2 protein-coding genes and 1 pseudogene are annotated in these 3258 nt (G+C 67.8%); 1 reads left to right on the plus strand and 2 read right to left on the minus strand.

The window, feature by feature from the left end:
• Positions 1-724 (plus strand): annotated as a pseudogene (locus tag B3587_RS12010) (IS3-like element ISAar43 family transposase); the annotation flags it as partial.
• 344 nt (positions 725-1068) lie between these two features.
• On the opposite strand, the gene B3587_RS12015 reads toward B3587_RS12010, so the two are convergent.
• Both B3587_RS12015 and B3587_RS12020 read right to left on the minus strand, forming a co-directional pair.
• Entirely contained in the window at positions 1069-1698 is a 630-nt protein-coding gene (locus tag B3587_RS12015) for a response regulator (protein WP_228178560.1), read from the minus strand.
• Positions 1695-3258 (minus strand): GAF domain-containing sensor histidine kinase (locus B3587_RS12020; RefSeq protein ID WP_292728956.1); only part of this gene is annotated, 1564 nt, incomplete at its 5' end. The genes B3587_RS12020 and B3587_RS12015, both read right to left, overlap by 4 nt.

Here is a 3258-nt window from a genome sequence, read left to right on the forward strand (position 1 = left end):
GGCGTTGCGGGACTGGCTGCGGGCGTATGCGAAGAAGCATCCGCGGTGGGGATACCGCAGGGCCTACCACGACGCTCGCGGCGAGGGGTGGGTCGTGAACCACAAGAAGATCCAGCGGCTCTGGCGCGAGGAAGGGCTGCGCGTCCCGCAGCGGCGTCGCCGCAAACGCGTTGGGTCTTCGACCGTCGACGCCCCGGCAGCGGTCGCACCGAACCTCGTGTGGGCGGTGGACTTCCAGTTCGACGCGGACGAGCAGGGCCGTCCGATCAAGATCTGCTCCATCGTCGACGAGCACACCCGTGAGTGCATCGGAGGGCTTGTCGAGCGGTCGATCACCGCGGACCGGCTCACCGCCCACCTCGAGGACCTCGTCGCCGTCCGCGGCGCGCCCGCGGCGCTCAGATCAGACAACGGCCCGGAGTTCATCAGCGACGCGATGGCCGACTGGGCCGGCACCCGCACCGGCCTGTTCTACATCCCGCCCGGCTCGCCCTGGCACAACGGGTACGTCGAGTCGTTCAACAGCAGGCTCCGCGACGAGTGCCTGAACATCAACAGCTTCTACTCGCTGCTCCACGCCCAGGTCGTGATCGGCGGCTGGAAGACCGAATACAACCACGACCGCCGGCATTCATCGCTCGGCTACCTCGCACCCGTCGACTACGCTCGGCAATGCACCCATCAATCGGAAACCGACGACTCGCACAGCGACCGGACCGAATGAAGGGGGCGGCCCAGAGGTGTCTCGGCATCCGTCGCGGGAATCTGACACGGCCCACGGGAGCGGGACCAAAGACCCTATGGACTGAGGTGTTCGGTGCGGCACTCTGATGTCAGACCACAAAAGTCGTCCGAAGCCCCGCCGAGGATGACAGGTTTCGTCGCTGGACGATGTTCGGCGACGCACGTGGGGAGAGGTATCCGGCGGATAACCCAAACCTGGTGCAGCGGGCCCGCCGTCGATCTGCGAGCCTCCCCCGCGCATGCCGTCGCGGCGCCCGACTCGTCACCGGGCGCTGCGACGGCCTCACTGTTTTCGGCTCGCGATGCGCGGATGGCGACGCGTGGCTACTGCGAGCGAAGCGAGGTGGCGTAGACGGCTGCCTGAGTGCGCCGCTCCATGCCGAGCTTTCGCAGCAGCCCAGTCACGTAGTTCTTGACCGTCTTTTCCATGAGGTCGAGGCGCTCCCCGATCTGGCGGTTGGTGAGACCCTCGGCGATGAGTTCGAGCACCTGACGCTCGCGCTCGGTCAGGTCGACACCGGGCGTGCTCGAGCGAGTCTCGCGTGCCTGCTCGCGCACCCGCGTCGCGGCAGCCGACGAGAGCAGGTTCTTGCCGGCTGCGACAGCACGGATGCCGTCAAGCAGTCCATTGGCCTTGATGTCTTTCAGGACGTAGCCGGCAGCGCCTGCCAGCACCGCCGAGTAGGCGGCTTCGTCATCGTCGTACGCGGTGAGGATGAGGCATGTGACGCTCGGGTACTGGGAGCGGATCTCGCGGCAGACGTCGATGCCGCTGCCGTCGGGAAGCCGCATGTCGAGGACCGCGACATCGGGCATGGTGGCCGCGATCCGGCCGAGTGCCTGCCGGGCTGTGGATGCCTCGCCGATCACTTCCATGTCGCGCTCGGCGTCGATCAGGTCGACCACCCCGCGACGGACGATTTCGTGGTCATCGAGCACGAAGACACGGATCATGTGGTCTCTCCCTGGGCCAAGGGCACCGCCCACCGCAGGCGGGTGCCGCCGCCGGCGCGTCCGGTGAGGGCGAACTCCCCGTTCCAGCGCGCGGCGCGATCCTCAAGATTACCGACCCCGCTGCGGCGCGTCGTCGACTCTGGCACGCCGACTCCGTCATCGAGGATTTCGACGACGAGCATCTCGTCGGCGATGCCGACTCGCACCGAGGTCTCCGTCGCCTGAGCGTGGCGGGCAACGTTGCTGACACCTTCGCGAACTACCGCTACGACGTCTTCAGCAACATCCGGGGGCGTGCGCAGATCCAGCGGTCCCTGGAAGACGAGTCGCGGTGACTCGGAGAACGAGGGGGCTACCTCGCTGATGACATCCACGATGCGGTGCCTGACCGATCCGGATGAGGCGCGGGGTTGGCGCAGGGCGAAAATGACGGTGCGGATCTCGGTGATGGCGGCATCCAGCGCATCGACCTGTTCGAGCAGTTCAGTTCGTGCTGACGCGTCACCGACCCTGCCAGCGACAGCTTGGAGCGAGAGCCCGGCGCCGAACAGGCGCTGGATGACGTGATCGTGCAGGTCGCGGGCGATGCGGCCGCGCTCGTCCATGAGCGCGAGCGCCTGCCGGTCGGACCTGCCTCGCGCGAGCTCGAGGGCGATCGTGGCTTGCGCTGCGAGGTCCGCGGCGAGGTCGACATCCTTGTCGGTGAACCGGGGGGCACCGACGGGCCGTCCCACAGTGAGGACCATGGGGGCGCCGTCTGCACCGAGCATCGGCACAACCACCGTCGGACCCCACGCGACGAGTTCGTCCCCGAGTTCTACGGTGTCGCCGCTGGCCTGCAGCGGCTGCCAACTGTCGAAGACACGGCCGGAGAGGGTGCCAGCTTGCGCATGAACGGAGCCGGTGAGTTCGTCGGCGTGCTCGCCGCGCGCTACCTCGACGCACATCATGGTGTCGCTGATCGATGAGATCACCACGACGGTGGCGGCATCCGTGAGCTGGAGGACCTTGTCGGCCAGAAGCTGCAGCGGCCTGCCGGTCTCGTCCGAGAACATGGCTGCGCTCATCTCGGCCGCGGCTGCGGCCCACCGCTCGCGGCGCACCGAGTCTTCGTACAGGCGCGCGTTGTCGATGGCGATGCCCGCGGTGGCAGCAAGGGTCTCGAGCAGCTCGGTGTCCTCTTCGCTGAAGGCGCCGTCGGGGTGCTCAGTGAGGTACAGGTTGCCGAACACCTCGCCGCGGATGCGGATGGGAACCCCGACGAAGCTGTCCATTCTCGGGTGGTTGCGCGGAAAGCCGACCGAGCGCGGGTCGTGGCCGATGTGCTCCAGCCGGATCGGGCGAGGATCGTGGATGAGGGCTCCGAGCACGCCGCGGCCACGCGGGGGCGGGCCGATCGCCTCCGCGGTCTCGGTGCTCAACCCGACGTGGATGAACTCCTCGAGCATCCCGTCGGGTCCGATCACACCGAGGGCACCGTACTTCGCGCCGACGAGCTCAACGGCCGATTCGACAATGCGGCGCAGCACCGCCGACAGCTCCAGCTGGCTCACGACAGCG

It is taken from the genome of Microbacterium sp. UBA837, from assembly GCF_002296025.1.
Lineage (GTDB): Bacteria > Actinomycetota > Actinomycetes > Actinomycetales > Microbacteriaceae > Microbacterium.

Excerpts from the sequence above, each read along its gene's own strand:
- B3587_RS12015 (WP_228178560.1), bottom strand. The coding sequence starts at position 1,698 with ATGATCCGTGTCTTCGTGCTCGATGACCACGAAATCGTCCGTCGCGGG.